The following is a 24,176-nucleotide window of genomic DNA, read 5'->3' on the forward strand; positions in this document are numbered from 1 at the left end:
GCGCCAATGATAAAAACGGCTAACAAAAGTGTCTATAACTACGGCAGAAATGTCCACATTGAATATTTGCACGGCGTCACACTTTGTGATGCCACAGCATTTTAGTCCATAAGATTAGCGGATCCTGCCTGACGGTTTTTACCCCCATTATCTACTGTTTATCCATACCCGTATTTTTGGATGGAGTAAGACGATGGCGATTGCAATTGGCCTCGATTTTGGAAGTGATTCAGTACGCGCTTTGGCGGTGGAATGTGCCACCGGCGAGGAGATTGCCACCAGCGTAGAGTGGTACCCACGTTGGCAGGAAGGGCAATATTGCGATGGCCCAAACAACCAGTTTCGCCATCACCCGCGTGACTACATTGAATCCATGGAAGCCGCACTGAAAACGGTCCTCGGCGAACTGAGCGCAGAACAGCGTGCGGCAGTGGTCGGGATTGGCGTTGACAGCACCGGTTCAACCCCTGCGCCTATTGATGCCAACGGCAACGTCCTCGCACTCAGAGAAGAGTTCGCCGAGAACCCGAACGCGATGTTCGTCCTGTGGAAAGACCACACGTCAGTCGAAGAAGCCGAAGAAATCACCCGCCTGTGCCATACGCCGGGCAAGGTCGATTATTCGCGCTATATCGGCGGCATTTATTCCAGTGAATGGTTCTGGGCGAAAATCCTGCACGTTACCCGCCAGGACAACGCAGTCGCGCAGGCTGCCGTGTCCTGGATTGAGCTGTGCGACTGGATCCCCGCCCTGCTCTCTGACACCACGCGCCCACAGGATATTCGTCGCGGACGCTGCAGCGCCGGTCACAAATCCCTGTGGCATGAAAGCTGGGGTGGCCTGCCGCCAGCCAGTTTCTTTGATGAACTCGACCCCCTCATCAACCAACATCTGCAATACCCGATGTTTACCGATACCTTCACCGCAGACCTGCCAGTGGGCACGCTCTGTGCGGAATGGGCACAGCGCCTGGGTCTGCCGGAAAGCGTGGTCATTTCCGGCGGTGCATTCGACTGCCATATGGGCGCAGTCGGCGCGGGCGCACAGCCAAACACGCTGGTGAAAGTCATTGGCACCTCGACCTGCGATATTCTGATTGCCGACAAAGCCAGCGTCGGCGAACGCGCAGTAAAAGGCATATGCGGTCAGGTTGATGGCAGCGTGGTGCCGCACTTTATTGGCCTGGAAGCCGGTCAATCCGCCTTCGGCGATATCTATGCCTGGTTTAGCCGCGTGCTGAGCTGGCCGCTGGAGCAGCTTGCTGCGCAGCACCCGGAACTCAAAACGCAGATTAAAGCCAGCCAAAAACAGCTGCTGCCTGCGCTAACCGAAGCATGGGCAAAAAATCCGTCGCTGGACCATCTGCCGGTAGTACTCGACTGGTTCAACGGGCGTCGTACACCCAATGCCAACCAACGTCTGAAAGGGGTCATTACCGACCTTAACCTCGCGACCGACGCACCAGCGCTGTTTGGTGGATTGATTGCCGCAACGGCGTTTGGTGCACGCGCCATTATGGAATGCTTTACCGAACAAGGCATCGCAGTGAATAACGTGATGGCGCTCGGCGGCATCGCACGTAAAAACCCGGTCATCATGCAGGCCTGCTGTGACGTCCTTAATCGTCCGCTGCAGATTGTCGCCTCAGACCAGTGCTGCGCGCTTGGTGCGGCAATTTTTGCCGCCGTTGCCGCAAACGTGCATGCCGATATCCCCGCCGCCCAGCAAAAAATGGCGAGTGCCGTGGAAAACACACTGCACCCTCGTCCTGAGCAGGCTCAACGTTTTGAACAACTGTATCGCCGCTACCAGCAGTGGGCGGTAAGCGCCGAACAACAATACCTTCCGACTGCCGCACCGGCGCACAAAGCCCCGGTAGATCTGGCAACCCTGACACATTAAGGACACGACAATGACGATTTTTGATAACTATGAAGTGTGGTTTGTGATTGGTAGCCAGCACCTGTATGGCCCAGAAACCCTGCGTCAGGTAACCCAGCACGCCGAGCACGTTGTTAACGCACTGAATACTGAAGCTAAACTGCCCTGCAAACTGGTGTTAAAACCGCTGGGAACATCGCCTGACGAAATCACGTCTATTTGCCGCGATGCCAACTATGACGATCGTTGTGCGGGCCTGGTGGTCTGGCTGCATACCTTCTCACCGGCCAAAATGTGGATCAACGGCCTGACCATTCTCAACAAACCGCTGATGCAGTTCCATACCCAGTTCAACGCCGCCCTACCGTGGGACAGCATTGATATGGACTTTATGAACCTGAACCAAACTGCACACGGCGGCCGTGAGTTTGGCTTCATCGGCGCGCGTATGCGCCAGCAGCATGCCGTGGTCACCGGTCACTGGCAGGATAAGCAAGCGCACGAGCGTATCGGTTCCTGGATGCGCCAGGCCGTGTCCAAACAGGATACCCGCCATCTGAAAGTATGCCGTTTTGGCGACAACATGCGTGAAGTTGCAGTCACTGATGGCGATAAAGTGGCTGCACAGATCAAATTTGGTTTCTCGGTGAACACCTGGGCCGTGGGCGATCTGGTACAGGTAGTGAACGCGATTAGCGATGGTGAGATCAACGCGCTGATCGACGAATATGAAAGCACCTACACCATGACGGCAGCAACGCAAATCCACGGTGACAAGCGTCAGAACGTGCTGGAAGCCGCCCGTATTGAACTGGGCATGAAGCGTTTCCTCGAACAGGGTGGATTCAATGCCTTTACCACCACGTTTGAAGATTTGCACGGCCTGAAACAACTTCCGGGTCTGGCCGTACAGCGTCTGATGCAGCAGGGCTACGGCTTTGCAGGCGAAGGTGACTGGAAAACTGCCGCGCTGCTTCGCATCATGAAGGTGATGTCAACCGGCCTGCAGGGCGGCACCTCATTTATGGAGGATTACACCTACCACTTCGAGAAGGGCAACGATCTGGTGCTCGGCTCGCACATGCTGGAAGTGTGCCCGTCGATTGCCGTAGAAGAAAAACCGATCCTCGACGTGCAGCACCTGGGCATTGGCGGTAAAGACGACCCTGCTCGTCTGATCTTCAACACCAAAACCGGCCCGGCCGTGGTTGCCAGCCTGATCGATCTCGGCGATCGCTATCGTCTGCTGGTCAACTGCATTGATACAGTACAAACCCCGCACGACCTGCCGAAACTGCCGGTGGCGAACGCGCTGTGGAAAGCCCAGCCGGATCTGCCTACCGCGTCTGAAGCCTGGATCCTGGCCGGTGGCGCACACCACACCGTCTTCAGCCATGCGCTGGATCTGAATGACATGCGTCAGTTCGCTGAAATGCACGATATCGAGATCGCGGTGATCGACAACGATACCCGCCTGCCGGCCTTTAAGGACGCGCTGCGCTGGAACGAAGTGTACTACGGGTTCAAACGTTAATTATCGAAACGGATTGCCCGGTGGCATTTCATTTACCGGCCTACAAATCACCGTAGGCCGGATAAGCGTAACGCCATCCAGCATTCAGGAGTTAACATGCTAGAAGATCTTAAACGTCAGGTCCTGGAAGCGAATCTGGCGCTGCCAAAGCACAACCTGGTGACCCTCACCTGGGGGAATGTCAGCGCCGTCGACCGTGAACATGGCGTATTCGTGATCAAACCTTCCGGTGTTGATTACAGCGTAATGACCGCGGACGATATGGTAGTGGTCAGTATTGCCACCGGTGAAGTGGTGGAGGGGCAGAAAAAACCGTCTTCCGATACGCCCACTCACCGTCTGCTGTATCAGGCTTTCCCGAGCATTGGTGGTATTGTCCACACCCATTCACGTCACGCGACGATCTGGGCACAGGCGGGTCAGTCGATTCCAGCCACAGGAACGACCCACGCAGACTATTTCTACGGCGCTATTCCCTGCACGCGAAAAATGACCGATGCAGAAATTAACGGTGAATACGAGTGGGAAACCGGGAATGTGATCGTTGAATCCTTTGAAAAACAAGGTATTGATGCGGCACAAATGCCAGGCGTACTGGTACATTCTCACGGCCCGTTTGCATGGGGTAAAAACGCCGAAGATGCCGTTCATAACGCGATTGTGCTGGAAGAGGTTGCCTATATGGGGATCTTCTGCCGCCAGCTCGCACCGCAGCTACCGGATATGCAGCAAACGCTGCTGGACAAGCATTATCTGCGTAAGCACGGTGCTAAAGCCTACTACGGACAATAATCTTCTTTATAAGCGCGTAGATAAACTACGCGCTCCAGTATCATTATTCGCTGAAGTATTCAGCAAAGGAAGCTTGATATACGCAATCATTTGAGCAGAGATAGTCAATTACAGTATCACAATGCCCATTATCTTGATCGCCCTCCACACAATGGAAAAAGACATAATCTGAAATTGTAGTCTGCCACTTCTGACCATTCACCACGTAATTAATAACCGTATCACGATGACCGTTACTTTTATCACTACCCTGCCAATGGAAAAAAGCATTGCCATCATCAATAACTTCAGCATTCCACAGTTGACCGTTCCATGTTTTATATAAAATAAATTTACTCACGGTCTTTACAGCAGGGTTAGCCAGCAATGTATTAACAAACATATAGTTACTGTACTTGACGCTAAGTTGCTGTTTAGAGAAAATATTCATAAAGACTCCATTCTCATATTAATTACATGAAATATAATAAACATTTGAAGTATCCCAGTTAGCGCTAGAAATAAAATTATATTAAAATAAAAATCAAATAACACAGAGAGATAACCCGACGAAATCGAACTGAAATCCGTTTTTATTCAACAATAGAATCCCAGTTAAATATATTATATTTAACCTGTTAGCCCGAACACTTCGAATAAAATTCTTACACCAACCTGTAATAAACACAAATAGAAAAAACATCATTTTTCAATTCCGAGAAATAAGTTGCATAATTAAATAAGCACAATTCCTAAAAATCGACAAAAATCCGGAAATGGACTTGAATTCAACTCGCAATATATAAATCAGATAAGTAATAAAAAATTAAAAAAGTAAGCCTACGAATAAAATAATTCATCCACCCAAATCTTCATCCTCGTATTCATGAATCAAATTCGTCATAATCTGTATAAAAAAACAGTACAACCAGATAAACCAGGCTATAATCATGCCGGGTTTTTTGATGGGTACGCAGCGTGGCGCAGGCAGGTTTTATTTTAACCCGGCACTGGCGGGATACCCCACAGGGGACAGAGGTTTCATTCTGGCTGGCAACGGACGACGGGCCATTGCTGGTCACGCTTGCGCCGCAGGAGTCAGTTGCCTTCATCCCAACCAGCCAGGTTTCCCGCGTTACTTCACTATTACGCGCAGAAAACGGCTTTCGGCTGGCTCAGCTTAACCTGCAAGATTTTCATCTCCAGCCCGTTTCGGGGCTGTACTGCCGATCCCATCGCCAGTTGATGCGTCTTGAGAAGCTGCTACGCGAAAATAGCGTCACGGTCTATGAGGCCGACGTGCGCCCGCCAGAACGTTATCTGATGGAGCGCTTTATCACCTCCCCCGTTTGGGTGGATGGCGATCGGTATAACGACACGCTGATCAACGCGCGGTTGAAGCCAAACCCGGACTATCGCCCCCCCTTAAAATGGCTATCGCTGGATATCGAAACCACGCGGCACGGCGAGCTTTACTGCATTGGTCTCGAAGGCTGCGGACAGCGTATTGTCTATATGCTCGGCCCGGCCAACGGTGATGCCTCACAGCTTGATTTTGAACTTGAATATGTGGCGAGCCGTCCGCAGTTGCTGGAAAAGCTCAACGCGTGGATAGCCCACCACGATCCTGATGTCATCATCGGCTGGAACGTCGTGCAGTTCGATTTACGTGTCCTGCAAAATCATGCCGAGCGTTACCGAATTCCCCTGCGTTTTGGCCGTGACAACAGCGAACTGGAATGGCGCGAGCACGGTTTCAAAAACGGCGTTTTTTTCGCCCAGGCCAAAGGCCGCCTGATCATTGACGGCATTGAGGCCCTCAAATCCGCGTTCTGGAACTTTTCCTCGTTTTCGCTGGAAACGGTGTCGCAGGAGCTACTGGGCGAAGGGAAATCAATTGATAATCCCTGGGACCGCATGGACGAAATTGACCGCCGATTCGCTCAGGATAAGCCCGCGCTTGCCACTTATAATCTCAAAGACTGTGAACTGGTCACGCGCATCTTTCATAAAACCGAGATCATGCCGTTTCTGTTGGAGCGCTCAACGGTCAACGGTCTGCCGGTCGACAGGCACGGTGGCTCGGTTGCGGCATTTGGTCATCTCTATCTTCCGCGCATGCACCGTGCCGGTTACGTTGCGCCAAATCTCGGGGAAGTCCCCCCCCATGCCAGCCCCGGCGGCTATGTGATGGACTCGCGTCCTGGTTTGTACGACTCGGTGCTGGTTCTGGATTACAAAAGCCTGTACCCGTCTATCATCCGCACCTTTCTGATCGATCCGGTGGGACTTATCGAAGGTATGGCGCAGCCGGATCCTGAACACAGCACTGAAGGATTCCTTGGTGCCTGGTTTTCGCGCGAAAAACACTGCCTACCGGAAATAGTGACCCAGATCTGGCACGGGCGAGACGAGGCAAAACGCCAGGGAAATAAGCCGCTCTCGCAGGCGCTCAAAATCATTATGAACGCCTTTTACGGCGTGCTCGGCACCACGGCATGTCGATTTTTCGATCCCAGACTGGCCTCGTCGATCACCATGCGCGGGCATGCGATCATGCGCCAGACCAAAGCGCTGATTGAAGCGCAGGGTTATGACGTTATCTATGGCGATACCGACTCAACGTTTGTCTGGCTCAAAGGCGCACACGCGGAAGAGGATGCGGCAAGGATTGGTCGGGAGTTGGTCCATCATGTCAACACCTGGTGGGCGCAGTCGCTGCAACAACAAAACCTGACCAGCGCGCTTGAACTGGAGTTTGAAACCCATTTTCGCCGCTTTTTGATGCCGACCATTCGCGGCGCGGATACGGGCAGCAAGAAGCGCTACGCCGGACTCATTCAGGACGGGGACCAGCAGCGTATGGTCTTCAAAGGACTGGAAACCGTACGCACTGACTGGACACCGCTGGCACAACGGTTCCAGCAGGAACTCTATTTGCGGGTCTTTCGCCAGGAGCCGTATCAGGATTTTGTCAGGGAAACCATCGACAGCCTGATGGCCGGTGAACTGGACGATCAGCTGGTTTACCGTAAGCGCCTGCGCCGCCCGTTAAGCGAATACCAGCGTAATGTCCCACCCCACGTTCGCGCCGCGCGGCTTGCCGATGAACAGAACATCAAGCGAGGCCGTCCTCCGCAGTATCAAAACCGTGGCACCATAAAATATGTCTGGACGATAAACGGCCCGGAACCTGTGGATTATCAGCTTTCTGCGCTGGATTATGAGCATTATCTTACGCGCCAGATACAGCCGGTTGCCGAGGGAATTCTTCCCTTTGTTGATGATAACTTTGCTACACTACTCACAGGGCAACTGGGGTTATTTTGACGCGTGACGAAACCGTCGCCATCCAGTACCATAGCGCCCTTTCCATTCCTGGACCCATTTAACACCACTACCACTGATTCACTAGCCTGGTAGCGGGGTCGTATGCTCTGAAAACTCGGGTTACCCGATACATGACGAGTATTGCCTGCAATTAAAGATATAGAGCCGAACACATATGCCTTTTACACTTGGTCAACGCTGGATCAGCGATACAGAAAGCGAATTGGGACTTGGTACCGTTGTCGCCATGGATGCGCGAACCGTCACCTTACTTTTCTCATCGACGGGTGAAAACCGTCTGTATGCGCGCAGTGACTGCCCTGTGACCCGCGTGATGTTCAATCCTGGTGATACGATCACTAGCCATGAAGGCTGGCAATTGCATGTCGATGAAGTAAAAGAAGAAAACGGACTGCTTGCCTATATCGGAACCCGCCTTGATACCGAAGAAACCGGCGTCGTGCTGCGCGAAGTCCTGCTCGACAGCAAGCTGGTGTTCAGCAAACCTCAGGATCGTCTGTTTGCTGGCCAAATCGACCGTATGGACCGCTTTGCGCTGCGCTATCGTGCGCGTAAATTTCAGAGCGAACAGTATCGTATGCCGTGGAGTGGTCTGCGCGGTCAACGTACCAGCCTGATCCCCCACCAGCTTAATATTGCCCATGATGTCGGTCGTCGCCATGCCCCTCGCGTTTTACTGGCAGATGAAGTGGGCCTGGGAAAAACCATTGAAGCCGGGATGATCCTGCATCAGCAACTGCTGTCCGGTGCCGCCGAACGCGTGCTGATCATCGTCCCTGAGACGTTACAGCACCAATGGCTGGTCGAAATGCTGCGCCGTTTCAACCTGCGCTTTGCGCTGTTTGATGATGAGCGCTATGCCGAAGCGCAGCACGATGCCTACAATCCGTTTGAAACCGAGCAGCTTGTCATCTGCTCTCTGGATTTTGCGCGTCGTAGCAAGCAGCGTCTGGAGCATTTGTGTGAAGCAGAATGGGATCTGTTGGTGGTCGATGAAGCTCATCACCTGGTGTGGAGCGAAGATGCGCCAAGCCGCGAGTATATGGCGATCGAACAACTGGCCGAGTGCGTACCGGGCATCTTGCTGCTGACCGCAACGCCGGAACAGCTGGGTATGGAAAGTCACTTTGCGCGTTTACGCCTGCTGGACCCAAGCCGTTTCCACGATTTCGAGCAGTTTGTTGAAGAGCAAAAAAATTACCGTCCGGTAGCCGATGCCGTCGCCATGCTGCTGGCAGGCAACAAACTGAGCAACAATGAGCTGAACATGCTCGGCGATCTGATTGGTGAGCAGGACATCGAGCCGCTGCTGCAAGCTGCTAACAGCGATCGTGAAGATGCCCAGAGCGCGCGCCAGGAACTGGTTTCCATGCTAATGGACCGCCATGGCACCAGCCGCGTACTGTTCCGTAACACCCGTAATGGGGTGAAAGGTTTCCCGAAACGCGAACTGCATACTATTAAGCTGCCGCTGCCGACCCAATACCAGACAGCCATTAAAGTCTCCGGCATTATGGGCGCACGTAAAAGCGCAGAAGAGCGCGCCCGCGACATGCTCTATCCGGAGCAGATTTATCAGGAGTTCGAAGGCGATACCGGCACCTGGTGGAACTTCGACCCACGCGTTGAATGGTTGATGGGCTACCTGACCAGTCATCGTTCGCAGAAAGTACTGGTTATCTGTGCGAAAGCGACCACCGCGTTGCAGCTGGAGCAGGTGCTGCGCGAGCGTGAAGGCATTCGCGCTGCCGTATTCCATGAAGGTATGTCGATCATCGAACGTGACCGTGCTGCCGCCTGGTTTAGCGAAGAGGACAGCGGTGCACAGGTGATGCTGTGCTCGGAGATCGGTTCTGAAGGCCGTAACTTCCAGTTCGCCAGCAACCTGGTGATGTTTGACCTGCCGTTTAACCCGGATCTGCTGGAACAACGTATTGGACGTCTGGACCGTATTGGTCAAGCGCACGATATTCAGATCCACGTCCCGTACCTGGAAAAAACCGCCCAGTCCGTGCTGGTGCGCTGGTACCACGAAGGTCTGGATGCGTTTGAGCACACCTGTCCGACCGGGCGTACGATTTATGATACGGTCTATAACAACCTGATTGGTTATCTGGCGGAGCCGGAAAACAACGAAGGATTTGATGATCTGATCAAAGCCTGCCGTGAACAGCATGACGCACTGAAAGCGCAGCTGGAACAAGGGCGCGACCGTCTACTCGAGATTCACTCCAACGGCGGCGAAAAAGCGCTGGCGCTGGCTGAGAGCATTGAGGAGCAGGATGACGACACCAGTCTGATCGCCTTCGCCATGAACCTGTTTGATATCGTCGGTATTAATCAGGACGATCGCGGGGACAACTTAATTGTGCTGACGCCGTCCGATCATATGCTGGTCCCGGATTTTCCGGGGTTGCCTGAAGACGGCTGCACCATTACCTTTGAGCGAGATATTGCACTGTCGCGTGAAGACGCCCAGTTTATCACCTGGGAGCATCCGCTGATCCGTAACGGTCTGGATCTTATCCTGTCTGGTGATACCGGCAGCAGCACCATATCTCTGTTGAAAAACAAAGCATTGCCGGTTGGTACCCTGCTGGTTGAACTGGTGTACGTGGTCGAAGCGCAGGCACCGAAGCAACTGCAGCTCAACCGCTTCCTGCCACCGACGCCGGTGCGCATGTTGCTGGATAAAAACGGTAACAACCTCGCCGCTCAGGTGGAGTTTGAAACCTTTAACCGCCAGCTCAGTGCCGTTAATCGCCATACCGGTAGCAAGCTGGTCAACGCCGTGCAGCAAGATGTCCATGCGATTCTGCAGTTGGGTGAAGCGCAGGTTGAGCAATCTGCCCGCGCGCTGATCGACGCCGCACGTAAAGAAGCGGATGAGAAGCTGTCTGCAGAACTGTCGCGTCTGGAAGCGCTGCGCGCCGTTAACCCGAACATCCGTGATGACGAACTTGCCGCGATTGAAAGCAACCGTCAGCAGGTGATGGAAAGCCTGGATCAGGCCGGCTGGCGTCTGGATGCCTTACGCCTGATCGTCGTGACGCATCAGTAACGGAGCCATACATGGGGATGGAAAACTACAATCCGCCGCAGGAACCCTGGCTGGTTATCCTGTATCAGGATGAACACATTATGGTGGTCAACAAGCCGAGCGGCTTGTTGTCCGTGCCGGGTCGCCTTGAAGAGCACAAAGACAGCGTGATGACGCGTATTCAACGCGACTATCCACTGGCAGAATCAGTGCATCGCCTGGACATGGCCACCAGCGGCGTGATTGTAGTGGCGCTGACCAAAGCGGCAGAGCGCGAGCTAAAGCGTCAATTTCGCGAGCGCGAACCGAAGAAGCAGTATGTCGCACGCGTGTGGGGGCATCCCTCACCCGCCGAGGGACTGGTGGATTTACCGCTGATTTGCGACTGGCCGAACCGACCAAAACAGAAAGTCTGTTATGAGACGGGCAAAGCCGCGCAGACTGAGTATGAAGTAGTGGAATTCGCGACGGATAATACCGCGCGGGTGGTGCTGAAACCCATTACCGGGCGTTCTCATCAGCTACGCGTGCATATGCTGGCGTTAGGGCATCCGATTCTGGGTGACCGCTTCTATGCCCCGCCGGAAGCCCTGGCGTTAGCGCCACGCCTGCTGCTGCATGCCGAGATGCTCACCATTACTCATCCCGAGTATGGCAATAGTATGACCTTTAAAGTCCCGGCAGATTTTTAAATTTTGTGCTGCTCTGTGCCGGGGGCGCTACGCTTGCCCGGCCTACATTCTTCAACGTAGGCCGGATAAGGCGCTAGCCGCCATCCGGCAACTTATTCTGCCGCTTACTTGAAGCCTTTCTGTTCTTTAATTAACTCATAAGCCTTTTGAATTTCCTGCGCTTTCTGCTTGGCCATTTCCATCATCTCCGGCGGTAGTCCTTTCGCGACCAGCTTGTCGGGATGGTGCTCGCTCATCAGTTTACGATAAGCGCGCTTAATAGTAGTGGCATCGTCGGTCGCTTTAACACCCAGCACATTACACGCATCTTCCAGCGTCGGGCCACGCTGTGCCTGCTGCCAGCCACCGCCAGACTGTTGCTGATATCCACCACCAAACTGCGCACCACCCTGCATCATGCGCAGATACTGATCAAATTGCGCGCGCGAGATCCCCAGCTCTTCAGCAATCACATACAGCACTTCACGTTCGTTAGGATGCAGCGACCCGTCCGCAAACGCCGCCTGGATCTGGATCTCCAGAAACATACGGATCAGGTCGAAGCGGCCAAAACAGACACTGCGAAACTGGCGCATTTTTTCACGTAATGGGTAATTGTCTGATTTTCCCACCCGGAAGGCATGCTGCGCAGCGGTACGTGAGTCACCGTGTAAATTCATCCGGTCCATCAGCTGGCTGGCGATATGAATATCGGCTTCCGTGACGCGTCCTTTTGATTTGGTCAGGTGTCCCATCACCTCAAAGGTGGTGGCAAAAAACAGCGCCTGACGTTCACGTTGATTGGCAAACCACGCCATTTTGCGCATGCGGGCTTTGTCGAACATATGACCCACAAGCAGGCCTAAAACCACGCCCCAGAAGCCGCCGCCCATCATTAAGGCCACGGCGACACCAATAATCTTTCCCCAATACTGCATAGACTCCCCAAATCTTTACGCTGCCAGCCGGGCTATGTACCACAATATAAGGTGCTTTTACCGTTTTACGGCAGCGGTCAATTGTGGGACATCGCCTATAATTTGCATTATCATACCTGTCATTCAATGCCGTGCCTAACACCACGGATGCCTAAATGGGCAGGATTAACACTAGCGCAGTGAAGATGAGATAAGTTAGGCTGTGACCGTTTGTCACGCGCGACGCTACTGATGATGGAACAATAAATACAACGTATGAAAAAACGTATTCCCACTCTTCTGGCCACCATGATTGCCAGCGCCCTTTATAGTCAACAGGGTCTGGCAGCCGATCTCGCCTCACAGTGCATGTTGGGCGTGCCAAGCTATAACCGTCCTCTGGTGCAGGGCGAGACCAATGAATTACCTGTTACCATCAATGCCGATCACGCGAAAGGGAATTACCCGGATGACGCCGTGTTTACTGGCAACGTGGATATCGCACAGGGTAACAGCCGCCTGCAGGCTGACGAAGTGCAGTTGCACCAGAAGCAGGCCGAGGGTCTGCCGGAGCCGGTCCGTACCGTCGATGCGCTGGGTAACGTCCACTATGATGACAATCAGGTCATTCTGAAGGGGCCGAAGGGTTGGTCAAATCTGAATACCAAAGATACCAACATCTGGGAAGGAGACTATCAGATGGTCGGTCGTCAGGGACGCGGTAAAGCCGACCTGATGAAACAGCGTGGTGAAAACCGCTACACCATTCTGGAAAACGGGAGCTTCACTTCCTGTCTACCGGGTTCGAATACCTGGAGCGTTGTCGGTAGCGAAGTGATCCACGATCGCGAAGAACAGGTCGCGGAAATCTGGAACGCCCGCTTTAAACTGGGTCCGGTTCCGGTCTTTTACAGCCCGTATATGCAGCTGCCCGTCGGCGACAAACGCCGCTCCGGTTTCTTGATCCCGAACGCAAAATACACTAGCAATAACTATTTTGAGTTCTACCTGCCGTATTACTGGAACATCGCGCCCAATATGGACGCCACCATTACACCGCATTACATGCACCGTCGTGGCGGCGTGATGTGGGAGAACGAATTCCGTTACCTCAGCCAGGCGGGTGCCGGTTTGATGGAATTCGACTATTTGAACTCCGATAAAGTCTACGAGGATGAAAACTCGAAGGATGACAACTCACGCCGCTGGTTGTTCTACTGGCAACACGCTGGCGTGATGGACCAGGTGTGGCGCTTCAATGTCGACTACACCAAGGTCAGCGACTCTAGTTATTTCAATGACTTTGATAACAAGTACGGTTCCAGTACCGACGGCTACGCCACGCAGAAATTCAGCGTCGGCTACGCGGTACAGAACTTTGATGCGACAGTTTCCACCAAACAGTTCCAGGTCTTTGACGATCAGAGCACCAGTAGCTATTCCGCCGAACCTCAGTTAGACGTCAACTTCTATCAAAACGATGTTGGTCCGTTTGATACCCGCGTTTATGCGCAGGCGGTACATTTCGTTAACACCACCGACAACATGCCGGAAGCAACGCGTTTACACCTCGAACCGACCATCAATCTGCCGTTGTCCAATCAGTGGGGAAGTATCAACACTGAAGCCAAAATGCTGGCTACGCACTATCAGCAGAGTAATCTGGATTCGTACAACAATAATCCCAACAACCTAAATAAGCTGGATGAATCAGCCAACCGCGTCATGCCGCAGTTTAAAGTCGACGGTAAGATGATCTTTGAACGCGATATGGCAATGCTGGCACCGGGTTATACCCAGACGCTGGAGCCGCGCGCGCAGTATTTATACGTGCCATACCGCGATCAAAGCAACATTAATAACTACGACTCTTCCCTGCTGCAAGCTGACTACAGCGGCCTGTTCCGTGACCGCACCTATGGCGGTCTGGACCGTATTGCCTCGGCCAACCAGGTAACGACCGGGGTCACATCTCGCGTATATGACGCCGCCGCAGTTGAACGTTTTAACATTTCTGTGGGTCAAATCTACTATTTCACCGAGTCTCGCACCGGTGATGACCACATAAAATGGGAGAATGATGACAAAACCGGTTCACTGGTGTGGGCAGGCGATACCTACTGGCGCATCTCCGATCGTTGGGGTTTACGCAGCGGGATCCAGTACGATACCCGTTTGGATAGTGTCGCCACCAGCAGCAGCAGCATCGAATACCGTCGCGACGAAAACAGTTTGCTGCAGTTGAACTACCGTTACGCCAGCCCGGAATACATCCAGGCCACACTGCCGAATGACAGTAAGGATAAAAATAAATGGAATCAGGCGCAGTATGAAAACGGGATTTCTCAAGTGGGCGCCGTGGCCAGCTTGCCGATTGCTGACCGCTGGTCAATTGTCGGGGCTTATTACTTCGATACGAACGTCAATAAACCTGCTGACCAGATGCTGGGCGTGCAGTACAACTCCTGCTGTTATGCCATTCGCTTTGGCTACGAGCGTAAGCTGAACGGTTGGGATGACAAACAGCAACACGCGATTTATGACAACACGATCGGCTTTAACATCGAACTGCGCGGTCTGAGCTCTAACTATGGTCTCGGCACCAACCAAATGTTGCGTTCGAACATTTTGCCGTATCAAAGCGCTTTATGATCTGATTGATTTAAAACGTAATCCGCATTGCGGTTAATTAATAATGGAAAAAGTATGAAGAACTGGAAAACGCTGCTTCTCGGTTTCGCCATGGTCGCGAATACCAGTTTCGCTGCCCCACAGGTAGTCGATAAAGTCGCAGCCGTCGTCAATAACGGCGTCGTTCTGGAAAGCGACGTTGATGGCTTAATGCAGTCAGTAAAACTTAATGCGGGTCAGGCGGGTCAGCAATTACCCGACGACGCAACGCTGCGCCATCAGATCCTCGAACGTTTGATCATGGATCAAATCGTTCTGCAGATGGGTCAGAAGATGGGGGTGAAAATCACTGATGAGCAGTTGGATCAGGCCATCGCCAACATCGCTAAGCAGAACAATATGACACTGGACCAGATGCGCAGTCGTCTGGCCCACGATGGTCTGAGCTATTCGACCTATCGTAACCAGATCCGTAAAGAGATGACCATCTCTGAAGTGCGTAACAATGAAGTTCGCCGTCGCGTCACCATTCTGCCGCAGGAAGTGGATGCTCTGGCTCAGCAGGTTGGCAATCAAAATGATGCCAGCACTGAGCTGAACCTGAGCCACATTCTGATTCCGTTACCGGAAAACCCATCCTCCGACCAGGTTAATGAAGCAGAAAGCCAGGCGCGTGCTGTCGTCGAAGAAGCACGTAACGGTAGCGATTTCGGTAAACTGGCGATCACCTATTCCGCAGACCAGCAGGCGCTGAAAGGCGGCCAGATGGGATGGGGACGTATTCAGGAACTGCCAGGCATCTTTGCACAGGCACTAAGCACTGCGAAAAAAGGCGATATCATCGGCCCGATTCGTTCAGGTGTCGGCTTCCACATTCTGAAAGTCAACGATATGCGTGGCCAGAGCCAGAGCATCTCCGTAACGGAAGTTCATGCCCGCCATATCCTGCTGAAACCGTCTCCGATCATGACCGATCAGCAGGCGCGTCTGAAACTGGAGCAAATCGCGGCTGATATTAAGAGCGGTAAAACGACCTTTGCCGCCGCGGCTAAAGAGTTCTCTCAGGATCCTGGTTCTGCAAACCAGGGCGGCGATCTGGGTTGGGCGGCAGCGGATATTTTCGATCCAGCCTTCCGCGATGCGCTGACCCGACTGAACAAAGGTCAGATGAGCGCTCCGGTGCACTCCTCTTTTGGCTGGCACCTGATCGAACTGCTGGACACGCGTAACGTTGATAAAACTGACGCCGCGCAGAAAGACAGAGCCTACCGCATGCTGATGAACCGTAAGTTCTCTGAAGAAGCCGCGACCTGGATGCAAGAACAGCGTGCCAGCGCGTACGTTAAAATTCTGAGCAACTAATGGTCCGTACTCAACGCGTTGTCATCACTCCCGGCGAACCCGCCGGGATTGGTCCGGACCTGGTGGTCCAGCTTGCGCAGCGTGAGTGGCCGGTTGAACTCGTCGTCTGCGCCGATGCCGCATTACTTTCGAACCGAGCAGCTATGCTCGGTTTACCGCTTTCGCTCCTCCCCTACTCTCCTGATATCCCAGCCAAACCACAAGCAGCGGGCACATTGACGCTGTTACCGATTGCGCTGCGGGCCCCTGTCATTGCGGGGCAACTGGCGGTAGAGAATGGACCGTATGTGATTGATACGCTGGCTCGCGCATGCGACGGTTGCTTACACGGTGAATTCGCCGCGCTGATTACTGGCCCGGTTCACAAGGGCGTGATCAACGATGCCGGCGTGCCGTTTACCGGACACACTGAGTACTTTGAAGAACGCTCGCAGGCGAAAAAAGTCGTGATGATGCTGGCGACCGAGGAGTTGCGCGTTGCCCTGGCAACCACGCACCTGCCGCTCAGAGACGTTGCCGATGCCATTACGCCCACACTACTGCGGGAAGTGATCGGCATTCTGCACCATGATTTACGTACCAAGTTTGGCCTGAACGATCCGCAGATTCTGGTCTGCGGCCTGAACCCACATGCGGGGGAAGGCGGTCATATGGGGACGGAAGAGATCGATACGCTCATTCCAGTACTGGATGAAATGCGTGCTCAGGGAATGAAATTACGCGGTCCACTGCCCGCAGATACCCTGTTTCAACCTAAATATCTCGATAGCGCGGATGCCGTGCTGGCAATGTACCACGATCAGGGTCTCCCCGTGCTAAAATACCAAGGATTTGGTCGCGGTGTGAATATCACACTGGGCCTGCCCTTTATTCGCACATCCGTTGATCACGGCACCGCACTCGAACTTGCGGGTCGTGGGCAAGCAGATGTCGGCAGTTTTATTACGGCGCTTAACCTCGCCATCAAAATGATTGTTAATACTAATGAATAATCGAGTCCATCAGGGCCATTTAGCCCGTAAACGTTTCGGGCAAAACTTCCTCAACGATCAGTTTGTGATCGAAAGTATTGTCTCTGCTATCAACCCGCAAAAGGGTCAGGCCATGGTCGAAATCGGCCCGGGCCTTGCGGCATTAACCGAGCCGGTAGGTGAACGTCTGGACAAGCTCACGGTCATTGAACTGGACCGCGATCTGGCCGCACGCCTGCAAACGCACCCGTTTTTAGGGCCGAAGCTGACTATCTATCAGCAAGATGCTATGACCATGGACTTTGGCGAGTTGTCGCAAACCCTGGGTCAGCCGCTGCGCGTATTTGGTAACCTGCCATACAACATCTCCACGCCGCTGATGTTCCATCTTTTTACCTATACTGATGCCATTGCCGACATGCATTTCATGTTGCAAAAAGAAGTGGTCAACCGTCTGGTTGCAGGGCCAAACAGTAAAGCGTATGGTCGACTAACCGTTATGGCACAATATTACTGCCAGGTGATCCCGGTACTTGAAGTACCGCCATCCGCGTTCACGCCTGCGCCTAAAGTTGATTCCGCCGTTGTACGCCTGGTCCCTCACGCGACGATGCCGTACCCGGTCAAAGACGTTCGCGTCCTGAGCCGCATTACGACCGAAGCGTTTAACCAGCGCCGTAAAACGGTACGTAACAGCCTCGGTAATCTGTTCAGCGTTGAAGTGCTGACGGAACTGGGTGTTGATCCGGCGCTGCGAGCGGAAAATATCTCTGTCGCCCAATACTGCCGGATGGCTAACTATCTGTCAGAAAAAGCGTCATCGAAGGAGAGTTAAGCATGATCAATTCGCCCCGAGTGTGTATTCAGGTACAAAGCGTCTATATTGAGGCGCAATCCTCACCTGATGATGAACGTTACGTTTTTGCCTATACCGTAACCATCCGCAATTTGGGGCGAGCGCCGGTGCAACTGTTGGGACGTTACTGGTTGATTACCAATGGTCATGGCCGTGAAACCGAAGTTCAGGGTGAAGGTGTGGTTGGCGTTCAGCCCCACATTGATCCCGGTGAAGAGTACCAATATACCAGCGGCGCGGTGATTGAAACCCCGCTGGGCACCATGCAGGGTCATTACGAAATGATCGATGAGAAAGGCGTTGCCTTTACCATCGACATTCCCGTATTCAGGCTCGCCGTTCCAACGCTCATCCACTAAAACAATAGCTATGGCAACATACCTCATTGGCGACGTTCACGGTTGTTACGACGAACTGATCGCATTGCTGCATCAAGTCAATTTTGCCCCTGGGAAAGATACCTTATGGCTCACAGGCGACCTGGTCGCGCGTGGCCCCGGCTCGCTTGACGTACTGCGTTATGTCAAATCGCTCGGCGACAGCGTAAGGTTAGTCTTAGGTAATCACGATTTGCACCTGCTGGCCGTATTTGCAGGCATCAGCCGGAATAAACCCAAAGACCGGCTCACGCCGCTACTCGATGCCCCGGATGCGGATTCTCTGCTGAACTGGCTACGTCGCCAACCGCTGTTACAGGTTGATGAAGAGAAGAAGCTGGTGATGGCGCATGCCGGGATTACACCACAGTGGGATCTCCAAACCGCGAAAGACTGCGCCCGAGATGTCGAAGCCGTGCTGTCGAGCGACTCGTACCCGTTCTTTCTTGATGCCATGTATGGCGACATGCCAAATAACTGGACGCCGGAACTGACCGGATTGGCACGCCTACGTTTTATTACTAACGCCTTTACCCGCATGCGTTACTGTTTCCCGAATGGCCAGCTGGATATGTACAGCAAAGAGTCGCCGGAAGACGCGCCCGCTCCACTGAAACCGTGGTTTGCCATCCCAGGACCGGTCAGTGACGCCTATAGCATTGCCTTTGGGCACTGGGCCTCACTGGAGGGTAAAGGGACGCCGGAAGGGGTTTACGCGCTGGATACAGGCTGCTGTTGGGGCGGGGAGCTCACCTGTCTGCGCTGGGAAGACAAACAGTACTTTACTCAGCCGTCAAATCGCCATCTGAAGCTGGATCCCGGTGAGGCGGTAAACGCCTGAAATGTTTATGCCTGATGGCGCTACGCTTATCAGGCCTACTCCAGTGCCGGATGTAGGCCTGATAAGGCGTTTCGCCGCCATCCGGCAATTACATGATTAACGACGTTCCAGAACTTCGAAGCAATAGCTGTGTGAGTTTTGCGCGTCGGCATCGTGGAATTCGCTAAAGACCGATTCCCAGTCATCCGGCTCGTAGTCCGGAAAATGCGTATCCCCTTCGACTTCTGCATCGATATGCGTCAGATACAGCTTCTGTGCTTTAGGCAGGAACTGCTCATACACGCGCCCACCGCCAATCACCATAATCTCGGGTTCATCGCCACAGGCAGCAATCGCCTCATCAATAGACTTCACCCACTGCACGCGATCGTCGGTGCCCGGCTTGCTGCTGATGACGATATTTTTACGCCCTGGCAACGGTCGGCCGATGGATTCCCAGGTATGGCGCCCCATAATAACCGGCTTATTTAAGGTGTTACGTTTAAACCAGGCGAGATCGGCAGGGAGGTTCCACGGCATGGCGTTTTCCATACCGATGACGCGATCTACCGCTAACGCCGCAATCAGACTGATCATTGAATAATTCCCGGATACAAAAAAATTGTCGCCACTATACGGAAAGCGCATTCTTTCGTCGACTAGCCAAAGGAAGATGTGCAGGAAAATTTTCTGTTCTGCTGGCGAGTCCGTGACTTCTTAGTGGGCTGCCAGCATTACAGTAGTTCAAAAACAGTCAATTAGCAGTAAAGTTTGCAGAACATCACATTTTTTACCCTATGTTGACGGTTTCACTTCCGGCTCATCTGCGACGTCTCCCGTATGTTTACCTTCATCCGTGCCTTGCCAGCCATGGCGTTGAATCAGAGACAAATGCTGACGATCCTCGGTAATAATTTCACTCAACATGGCGCTGGTGCGCTTATATACCGCCGCGCGTGAAATCGCGTCGTTTTCACCTTTCACCATTTCCTCAACCATCAGCGTATTGAAACGACGGAATAAATCGGCCCGCTCACGTGCTTCATAGCGCCCAAGCCCCAGACCCTCCAGCGCCAGGCGCCCGGTTTTCAACGCGCCTTCAAAGGTTTCACGCTCAGGCATCTCAACCCCCGCCTGACGCAAGCGAATGTAATGATCAACATCGCGCGCCCGGGCAATAATTTGCAAGTGCGGGAAATGTGCTTTCACCATTTCGGTCAGTTGCAGACTGGTTTGCGGATCGTCAATGGCATTAATGATCACCTCCGCTTTCGCGGCCCCCGCAGACTCCAGTAGATCCATCCGTGTTGCATCGCCATAAAAAACCTTCATTCCAAATTTGCGCAGCGTTTCGATATGGTCCGGGTCATGATCAAGTACCACCATCTTCACCCCGCTCGACAGCAGCAAGCGACCGGTTATCTGGCCGAATCGACCAAACCCGGCGATAATCACCCGGGGTTGCTCCTCATCGATTTCATCCGCCTCACGCACTTCACCGGTGGACGATTTTTCCAGCCGCGTCAGGACAACCAGCAAAATGGGCGTGGCCGCCATCGACAGCGCCACTGCAAGCGTCAGCGCTTTTGCCCATTCAGGATCAAGCACATTGGCCATTTGCGCCGCACCAAACACCACGAAGGCAAACTCACTCCCTTGTCCTAATAATACGGCAAACCAGCGACGTTGCTTGTTCGGCACCTGCAACGGCTTAGCAATCACCCACAGCATGATGGTTTTGATTGCCAGGAAACCCGCCAGCAGAATAATAATACGTAGCGGATTATCAATTAGCGTGCCGAAGTCGATAGACATCCCGACGCCGATGAAAAACAGCCCCAGCAACAACCCTTTAAACGGTTCGATATCACTTTCCAGCGCATGACGATACTCCGAGCTTGCCAGCAAAACGCCCGCCAGGAATGCGCCCATCGCCATCGACAGGCCCACCTCTTCCAGCAATAAACCGAATCCAAAAACCAGGAACAGGGCGACGGCGCTGAACACTTCCCGCAGTCCGGAGCGCGCGACAAAACGCAGGGCCGGTCGTGTGACATAACGACCCAGAACCACCACCAACGCCAGTGCACCGGCCACTTTCAGCGCCGACAGCGCAAACGCTCCGAGCGTGGTTGACGCCCCGCTCGCCGCCAGCAGCGGGATCATGGCAACCAGCGGAATGGCGGCAATATCCTGGAACAACAGTACGGCAAACGCACTGCGGCCCATTTGCGACACCATCAGGTTGCGTTCATTCATCGCCTGCATGGCGATAGCCGTCGAGGAGAGAGCCAGCGTCATGCCAATCAGTACAGCCACCTGCCAGCGCAGGCCGAGGAACATACAGAACAAACCAATTAATCCGCCGCAGACCACCATTTGCAGCGCGCCACCACCAAACACCGATGTCCGCAGCTTCCACAAACGCTGTGGGTCGAGTTCCAGACCGATGACAAACAGCATCAGCACCACGCCGATTTCCGCAAAATGCAGGATTGATTCGGCGTCCGTCACCAGCCTTAAGCCCCACGGGCCAATAATGCACCCTGCAATGAGATACCCCAGTACCGACCCTAACCCCAGCCGGACCGCAATCGGCACAATCAACGCCGCTGAGCCAAGATATATCAGCGCCTGTATCAGCGTGTGGCTATCCATGATGTGCCTCCTGCCACTCCATTAAGCGCTGCTTGTAATGCCGCGCCTGAGCCTGTAGCGTTTCGTCGTCACAGATGAACGTACAGTGCATCGCAAACGGCGGTAACCACTTCAGGCCGCAATATAACGCCGTGGCCTGCAACGGTTGAGAAAGCACGTCAAAACCTGGGTGTGAGCCGATATCAAAATGATTTTCACCGCCGCCGGTGGTGACCGCCCACAACAAATGTTTACCGCGCAGCGCAGTGCCTCCATGACCATACGCCCAGCCGTGGGCGAGGACTTTGTCCATCCACAGTTTGAGGAGAGGCGGTGTGCTGTACCACTGCATGGGATGCTGCCAGACGATGAGGCTCGCGCGTGAAAGCGCGTCCTGCTCCGCGGCGATGTCGATATTGAAGTCGGGATAAAGCTGGTAGAGCGAACGAACCTCTACGCCCTCCAGCGTCCTTGCCTGCTCAAGCATCCGCTTATTCGCATGCGAGTGCTGCGGATAGGGATGTGCATAAATGATGAGAATCATGATTAGCCTGCTATCACTGCATTATTGTAATACCAGTGAGTTTAGTCAGTTAATCAGCAGGCTAAAAGTCAATATTATTGAGTAGCTGAATGGAGAAAACTGAATTAGTTGTCGAGTTCGCTCATATCTTTCACTTGATCGCGGTTAATTTGTTCCGTTTTACCGGTTTCCGCATTTTCATACGACACCAGGCCTGTATCATCATCCACCTGCGGCTTGCCGTTGGTGACAATGGTTTTACCGTCGGTTGTTTTAACCGCCTGGTTGGAGGAACAACCGACGACGGTGAACAGCGCTGCTGCGGTAAAAATGGAGGTGATCAGAATATGTTTTTGCATGGTGTTCTCCCTGCTTTTCAGTCATTTTCAGTGATATACCGTTTAAGTTTAGGCTAACTGACTGAGTAACAGGGAAAATACAGAACACTCCTAATGGCTGGCTCTCGACGCTGGCTTACTGCGGATCGTCATTTGGCTGGTCTGAGCCAACGTCAGCCCCCGCGTTTCTGGCGCAAAGGCAATGGAAACCAGCAGGCCAATCAGCGAAATCCCGGCCCCCATCAGCATCACATGGCTGATCCCGTATTTGGTGATGAATACTGGCAGCGCCCAAGTAGACACAATGGTTCCTACCCGGCTTAGCGACATGATCACCCCGACGGCTGACGCGCGAATATCGGTGGGGAACAGCTCATTGGGGTACAACCACTGAAGGTTCCCCGGTCCTCCCGAGAAAAACGCATACACGGCAAACGCCAGCACCACCAGCCAGACACCCATATCAGGAATCAGCCCTAACACGGCCAGCGCCAGCGTCATCATAATAAAGCTGCCGATTAACAGCGGCCTACGACCAGCACTATTGAGCCAGAACATCGGTGGAATACAGCCCAGCATAAAGCACAGGCTAATCACCACGTTGCCCAGTGCGGCGCTTTTCCCAACGCCGAGGCCGAGCAATCCGACAATCTGTGGACCAAAGGTATAAATAGCGAACATCGGGATCACCTGGCAGGTCCAGATGGCGGCGACGAATAAGACAAACGGGAAATGGCGGCGATTAAACAACTGAAGAAAGCGTGTTTCCTGCGGTGCTTCTTCGTCGAACACCACCGGCTCGCCGAACAGCTTGATCATCATCGCGTCACACTCTTTTACCCGCCCTTTACGCAGTAGCCATCGCGGTGACTCGGGAAGATCGAAACGACCAATGAGGATCAATATACAGGGGATCACCGCACTCCCCAACATCCAGCGCCATCCCCCCTCGACATCATACAGCCAGTAGCCGACCAGATCGGCGCAGGTCGCACCGACATACCACATGGCAGCGATAAAACCGATGGAAAAGGCGCGCTGTCGGGTATTGGAGAACTCGGTGATCATGGAAGTGGCTATCGGATAATCTGCACCGATGACCACCCCGATCAACACCCGCATCACCAGCAGCTCTACGGGAGAAGAAACAAACATCGTCGCCGCCGATATCACGCCAATGGCGATGATATCGATGATGAACATTTTGCGCCGCCCGACTTTATCGGAGATGTAGCCAAACAGCGACGTGCCGACAAACAGCCCGGCCAGCGTCCCGGCACCTAACAGACCAATCCACTCCGCATCCAGCTTCAATGCCGGTGTGAGCTGCTCCAGTGCAACGCCAATCATCACCAGCACATAGCCATCCAGAAACGGTCCACCGCTTCCCCACAGCATTATTCGCCGGTGAATGGAGGTGAATTTGATGTCATCAAAGTTCCTGGGCTGCTGCATGGTGATGTCCTGTTTTATTTAACTTAATGCCTGATGGCGC

At 53.5% G+C, this 24,176-nt stretch carries 19 protein-coding genes; 12 read left to right on the forward strand and 7 right to left on the reverse strand.

All coding sequences use genetic code 11. The features are described from left to right. Nucleotides 1-193: 193 nt before the first annotated feature. From araB to araD, 3 genes are all read left to right on the forward strand, one after another. Nucleotides 194-1,903, forward strand: coding sequence for a ribulokinase (gene araB, locus FDX22_RS17720; protein WP_115259475.1), 1,710 nt, complete (start codon nucleotides 194-196; stop codon nucleotides 1,901-1,903). Nucleotides 1,904-1,913: 10 nt separating this feature from the next. Beyond that, complete coding sequence (gene araA / locus FDX22_RS17725; RefSeq protein WP_115259476.1) at nucleotides 1,914-3,416, forward strand: L-arabinose isomerase; 1,503 nt, start codon at nucleotides 1,914-1,916, stop codon at nucleotides 3,414-3,416. Nucleotides 3,417-3,512: 96 nt separating this feature from the next. Next, complete coding sequence (gene araD / locus FDX22_RS17730) at nucleotides 3,513-4,208, forward strand: L-ribulose-5-phosphate 4-epimerase (protein WP_115259477.1); 696 nt, start codon at nucleotides 3,513-3,515, stop codon at nucleotides 4,206-4,208. Between the two features lie 43 nt (nucleotides 4,209-4,251). Here araD and FDX22_RS17735 read toward each other — a convergent pair whose 3' ends face one another. Further along, nucleotides 4,252-4,638, reverse strand: a complete 387-nt coding sequence (locus FDX22_RS17735) for a DUF4751 family protein (protein WP_115259478.1) — start codon at nucleotides 4,636-4,638, stop codon at nucleotides 4,252-4,254. 527 nt (nucleotides 4,639-5,165) lie between these two features. Here FDX22_RS17735 and polB point away from each other — a divergent pair. From polB to rluA, 3 genes are all read left to right on the forward strand, one after another. Further along, nucleotides 5,166-7,517, forward strand: coding sequence for a DNA polymerase II (gene polB, locus FDX22_RS17740; RefSeq protein ID WP_146717550.1), 2,352 nt, complete (start codon nucleotides 5,166-5,168; stop codon nucleotides 7,515-7,517). Between the two features lie 175 nt (nucleotides 7,518-7,692). Continuing rightward, entirely contained in the window at nucleotides 7,693-10,599 is a 2,907-nt protein-coding gene (rapA, locus tag FDX22_RS17745; protein ID WP_146717551.1) for an RNA polymerase-associated protein RapA, read from the forward strand. 11 nt (nucleotides 10,600-10,610) lie between these two features. Then, nucleotides 10,611-11,270: a bifunctional tRNA pseudouridine(32) synthase/23S rRNA pseudouridine(746) synthase RluA gene (gene rluA, locus FDX22_RS17750; RefSeq protein ID WP_135912603.1), complete on the forward strand. Its 660-nt coding sequence runs from the start codon at nucleotides 10,611-10,613 to the stop codon at nucleotides 11,268-11,270. A gap of 104 nt (nucleotides 11,271-11,374) precedes the next feature. On the opposite strand, the gene djlA is transcribed toward rluA, so the two are convergent. Beyond that, complete coding sequence (gene djlA / locus FDX22_RS17755) at nucleotides 11,375-12,187, reverse strand: co-chaperone DjlA (RefSeq protein WP_096758333.1); 813 nt, start codon at nucleotides 12,185-12,187, stop codon at nucleotides 11,375-11,377. Between the two features lie 255 nt (nucleotides 12,188-12,442). Between djlA and lptD the strand changes: the two genes are divergently transcribed. From lptD to apaH, 6 genes are read left to right on the forward strand one after another with little or no spacing between them, the layout of a single operon-like run. Beyond that, on the forward strand, nucleotides 12,443-14,818 hold the full coding sequence (lptD, locus tag FDX22_RS17760) for an LPS assembly protein LptD (protein WP_146717552.1): 2,376 nt from the start codon (nucleotides 12,443-12,445) through the stop codon (nucleotides 14,816-14,818). Nucleotides 14,819-14,872: 54 nt separating this feature from the next. Then, nucleotides 14,873-16,159, forward strand: coding sequence for a peptidylprolyl isomerase SurA (gene surA, locus FDX22_RS17765; protein ID WP_146717553.1), 1,287 nt, complete (start codon nucleotides 14,873-14,875; stop codon nucleotides 16,157-16,159). Continuing rightward, complete coding sequence (gene pdxA, locus FDX22_RS17770) at nucleotides 16,159-17,151, forward strand: 4-hydroxythreonine-4-phosphate dehydrogenase PdxA (protein WP_146717554.1); 993 nt, start codon at nucleotides 16,159-16,161, stop codon at nucleotides 17,149-17,151. The genes surA and pdxA overlap by 1 nt, the downstream gene beginning before the upstream one ends. Further along, the gene (gene rsmA, locus FDX22_RS17775) at nucleotides 17,144-17,965 is read left to right on the forward strand and encodes a 16S rRNA (adenine(1518)-N(6)/adenine(1519)-N(6))-dimethyltransferase RsmA (protein WP_096758337.1); all 822 of its coding nucleotides are present in this window, start codon (nucleotides 17,144-17,146) and stop codon (nucleotides 17,963-17,965) included. The genes pdxA and rsmA overlap by 8 nt, the downstream gene beginning before the upstream one ends. Nucleotides 17,966-17,967: 2 nt before the next feature. Next, nucleotides 17,968-18,345 (forward strand): Co2+/Mg2+ efflux protein ApaG, encoded by a 378-nt coding sequence (gene apaG / locus FDX22_RS17780; RefSeq protein ID WP_096758338.1) that lies wholly within the window; start codon nucleotides 17,968-17,970, stop codon nucleotides 18,343-18,345. Between the two features lie 10 nt (nucleotides 18,346-18,355). Further along, nucleotides 18,356-19,204, forward strand: a complete 849-nt coding sequence (gene apaH, locus FDX22_RS17785) for a bis(5'-nucleosyl)-tetraphosphatase (symmetrical) ApaH (RefSeq protein ID WP_146717555.1) — start codon at nucleotides 18,356-18,358, stop codon at nucleotides 19,202-19,204. A 96-nt stretch (nucleotides 19,205-19,300) separates the two neighbouring features. Here the strand turns inward: apaH and folA are convergent, their stop codons facing one another. The 5 genes from folA to FDX22_RS17810 all read right to left on the reverse strand — a co-directional run bounded on the left by folA (nucleotide 19,301) and on the right by FDX22_RS17810 (nucleotide 24,136). Beyond that, nucleotides 19,301-19,780, reverse strand: coding sequence for a type 3 dihydrofolate reductase (gene folA, locus FDX22_RS17790; protein WP_096758340.1), 480 nt, complete (start codon nucleotides 19,778-19,780; stop codon nucleotides 19,301-19,303). Between the two features lie 198 nt (nucleotides 19,781-19,978). Beyond that, nucleotides 19,979-21,841: a glutathione-regulated potassium-efflux system protein KefC gene (gene kefC, locus FDX22_RS17795; RefSeq protein ID WP_146717556.1), complete on the reverse strand. Its 1,863-nt coding sequence runs from the start codon at nucleotides 21,839-21,841 to the stop codon at nucleotides 19,979-19,981. Then, nucleotides 21,834-22,364, reverse strand: a complete 531-nt coding sequence (kefF, locus tag FDX22_RS17800; protein WP_115259486.1) for a glutathione-regulated potassium-efflux system oxidoreductase KefF — start codon at nucleotides 22,362-22,364, stop codon at nucleotides 21,834-21,836. Before kefF ends, kefC begins: the two co-directional genes overlap by 8 nt. A gap of 104 nt (nucleotides 22,365-22,468) precedes the next feature. Next, nucleotides 22,469-22,702: a YgdI/YgdR family lipoprotein gene (locus FDX22_RS17805; protein WP_096758343.1), complete on the reverse strand. Its 234-nt coding sequence runs from the start codon at nucleotides 22,700-22,702 to the stop codon at nucleotides 22,469-22,471. A 90-nt stretch (nucleotides 22,703-22,792) separates the two neighbouring features. Further along, on the reverse strand, nucleotides 22,793-24,136 hold the full coding sequence (locus tag FDX22_RS17810; RefSeq protein ID WP_115259487.1) for an MFS transporter: 1,344 nt from the start codon (nucleotides 24,134-24,136) through the stop codon (nucleotides 22,793-22,795). Nucleotides 24,137-24,176 lie beyond the last annotated feature (40 nt).

It is taken from the genome of Citrobacter sp. TBCS-14 (assembly GCF_005280805.1).
Classification (GTDB): Bacteria; Pseudomonadota; Gammaproteobacteria; order Enterobacterales; family Enterobacteriaceae; genus Citrobacter; species Citrobacter gillenii.

Excerpts from the sequence above, each read along its gene's own strand:
- araB (WP_115259475.1), top strand. The coding sequence starts at position 194 with ATGGCGATTGCAATTGGCCTCGATTTTGGAAGTGATTCAGTACGCGCT.
- araA (WP_115259476.1), top strand. The coding sequence starts at position 1,914 with ATGACGATTTTTGATAACTATGAAGTGTGGTTTGTGATTGGTAGCCAG.
- araD (WP_115259477.1), top strand. The coding sequence starts at position 3,513 with ATGCTAGAAGATCTTAAACGTCAGGTCCTGGAAGCGAATCTGGCGCTG.
- FDX22_RS17735 (WP_115259478.1), bottom strand. The coding sequence starts at position 4,638 with ATGAATATTTTCTCTAAACAGCAACTTAGCGTCAAGTACAGTAACTAT.
- rapA (WP_146717551.1), top strand. The coding sequence starts at position 7,693 with ATGCCTTTTACACTTGGTCAACGCTGGATCAGCGATACAGAAAGCGAA.
- rluA (WP_135912603.1), top strand. The coding sequence starts at position 10,611 with ATGGGGATGGAAAACTACAATCCGCCGCAGGAACCCTGGCTGGTTATC.
- djlA (WP_096758333.1), bottom strand. The coding sequence starts at position 12,187 with ATGCAGTATTGGGGAAAGATTATTGGTGTCGCCGTGGCCTTAATGATG.
- lptD (WP_146717552.1), top strand. The coding sequence starts at position 12,443 with ATGAAAAAACGTATTCCCACTCTTCTGGCCACCATGATTGCCAGCGCC.
- surA (WP_146717553.1), top strand. The coding sequence starts at position 14,873 with ATGAAGAACTGGAAAACGCTGCTTCTCGGTTTCGCCATGGTCGCGAAT.
- pdxA (WP_146717554.1), top strand. The coding sequence starts at position 16,159 with ATGGTCCGTACTCAACGCGTTGTCATCACTCCCGGCGAACCCGCCGGG.
- rsmA (WP_096758337.1), top strand. The coding sequence starts at position 17,144 with ATGAATAATCGAGTCCATCAGGGCCATTTAGCCCGTAAACGTTTCGGG.
- apaG (WP_096758338.1), top strand. The coding sequence starts at position 17,968 with ATGATCAATTCGCCCCGAGTGTGTATTCAGGTACAAAGCGTCTATATT.
- apaH (WP_146717555.1), top strand. The coding sequence starts at position 18,356 with ATGGCAACATACCTCATTGGCGACGTTCACGGTTGTTACGACGAACTG.
- folA (WP_096758340.1), bottom strand. The coding sequence starts at position 19,780 with ATGATCAGTCTGATTGCGGCGTTAGCGGTAGATCGCGTCATCGGTATG.
- kefC (WP_146717556.1), bottom strand. The coding sequence starts at position 21,841 with ATGGATAGCCACACGCTGATACAGGCGCTGATATATCTTGGCTCAGCG.
- kefF (WP_115259486.1), bottom strand. The coding sequence starts at position 22,364 with ATGATTCTCATCATTTATGCACATCCCTATCCGCAGCACTCGCATGCG.
- FDX22_RS17805 (WP_096758343.1), bottom strand. The coding sequence starts at position 22,702 with ATGCAAAAACATATTCTGATCACCTCCATTTTTACCGCAGCAGCGCTG.
- FDX22_RS17810 (WP_115259487.1), bottom strand. The coding sequence starts at position 24,136 with ATGCAGCAGCCCAGGAACTTTGATGACATCAAATTCACCTCCATTCAC.